At 76.4% G+C, this 1,760-nt stretch carries 2 protein-coding genes; one reads left to right on the forward strand and one right to left on the reverse strand.

Annotation, left to right across the window (positions count from 1 at the left end; translation table 11 throughout):
* Positions 1 to 102: 102 nt before the first annotated feature.
* Positions 103 to 330, reverse strand: coding sequence for a hypothetical protein (locus tag ACFW9D_RS35380; protein WP_188339339.1), 228 nt, complete (start codon positions 328 to 330; stop codon positions 103 to 105).
* Between the two features lie 126 nt (positions 331 to 456).
* Here ACFW9D_RS35380 and ACFW9D_RS35385 point away from each other — a divergent pair, with 126 nt between their 5' ends.
* A complete protein-coding gene (locus tag ACFW9D_RS35385; protein WP_384629078.1) occupies positions 457 to 1,662 on the forward strand; it encodes a bifunctional adenosylcobinamide kinase/adenosylcobinamide-phosphate guanylyltransferase in 1,206 nt (401 codons plus the stop codon).
* Positions 1,663 to 1,760 lie beyond the last annotated feature (98 nt).

A 1,760-nucleotide genomic window follows, 5' to 3' on the forward strand; every position in this document is an offset into this window, starting at 1 on the left:
AGTTGCCCGCCCGCCCCCCGCGGCGGGGGCGGGGGGGGGCGGGGGGCCCGCGCCCCCCCCCCCGCCCCCCCCCCCCCCCCCGCCACCCGCTCGGGGCGACGGCTACTCCTGAGGCGCGGCCGCGTCCTCCGCGTGCAGGCTCATCGGGCCGTAGATCTCGGTCGTGTCCTCGAAAAGACGGACCTGGTCGGCGCCGCCCTCGGCGAGCTCCTTCCAGTACTCACCGATCCAGGACTCGGCGTCCCCCTGCGTCGTGAACTCCTCGGGCTCCACCGCCGGAGCCACCTCGGTCCCGTCGGCCTTCTCGAACCGCCACGTCCATGCCGCCATGTGTCAGCCTCCCGGTACCGGATGTCCGATGCGTTCTGTCACCATCGCTCGCTCTGTGCGCCGGGCGATGTCCCTGGAAGACTAGCCGGGCGCGCGTACGTCACGGGGGCGCGGGAGGATCTTGGTGTGGAACTCACTCTGCTCGGCACCGGCACCCCCGAGGGGCTGCCCCGCCCCGACTGTCCCTGTGCCGCCTGCGCGGCCGCGCTCGGCCCGGACGCGCGGGCCGCTACGGCGCTGCTGATCGACGGCACGCTGCTGCTCGACCTGACGCCGGGCGCCGCGTTCGCCGCGGCCCGCGCGGGGCACAGCCTCGGCGGGGTGCGGCAGGTGCTGCTCTCCCATCCGCACGACGGGCCCGCCGTCGAGGTGCCGGCCGGCCTTCCGGCCCCGGGCCGGGTGCCGGACGGTCGTGAGCTGGCGCTGCTCACCGGACATCGCGTACGGGCCCTGGCCCTGGACGCACCGGGCACCGGGTACGAGGTGGCGGGGCCGGAGGGCGAGCGGCTGCTGTACCTGCCGCCGGGGGCCGCGCCCTCGGGCCTGGAGGCGGTGCGCACCCCGTACGAGATGGTGATCGCCGATGTGGTCGGGCGGCCCGACGCGCTGGCGCGGCTGCGCTCGGCCGGGGCGATCGGCCCCACGACGGACGTGCTCGCCGTCCATCTCGACCACGACGTGCCACCGGGCGCGGAGCTCGCGCGGCGGCTCGCGGCGGCCGGGGCGCGGGCCGTGCCGGACGGGACGACGCTGGTCGTCGGCGCGTACGAGGAGGTGCCGGACGTGCCGCGCCGGACGCTGGTGCTCGGCGGGGCGCGGTCCGGGAAGTCGGTGGAGGCGGAGCGGCGCCTCGAGGCGTTCCCCGACGTGCTGTACGTGGCGACGGGCGGGACGCGGGGCGGGGACACGGAGTGGGCGCAGCGGGTCGCCCTGCACCGGGAGCGGCGGCCCGGCTCGTGGCGCACCTCGGAGACCTGCGATCTGGTGCCGCTGCTCACCGATCCGGACGACGACGCGCCGCTGCTGATCGACTGTCTGTCGCTGTGGCTCACCTACGCGATGGACGAGGTCGGGGCGTGGGACGACGCGGAGTGGGCGGACGGCGGGGAGAAGGCGCTGCGCTCGCGGGTGGCCGAGCTGGTGGCGGCGGTGCGGGCTGCTCGGCGGATCGTGGTGGCCGTGTCCAACGAGGTCGGGTCCGGGATCGTGCCGGCGACGGCGTCGGGGCGGCGGTACCGGGACGAACTCGGGCGGTTGAACGCGGCGTTCGCGGGTGAGTGCGAGCACGTTCTCCTTGTGGTGGCGGGGCAGGCGCTGCCGTTGCGGGGCTGACGGGGTTCGTCGGCGGGTGCGGGCCGGTGGGGGCTGGTCGCGCAGTTCCCCGCGCCCCTGAAATGCATGGCGCTTCGCGCCGCATTTCCCCGATGGAG

The organism is Streptomyces sp. NPDC059524 (assembly GCF_042749255.1).
GTDB classification, from domain to species: domain Bacteria; phylum Actinomycetota; class Actinomycetes; order Streptomycetales; family Streptomycetaceae; genus Streptomyces; species Streptomyces xanthii.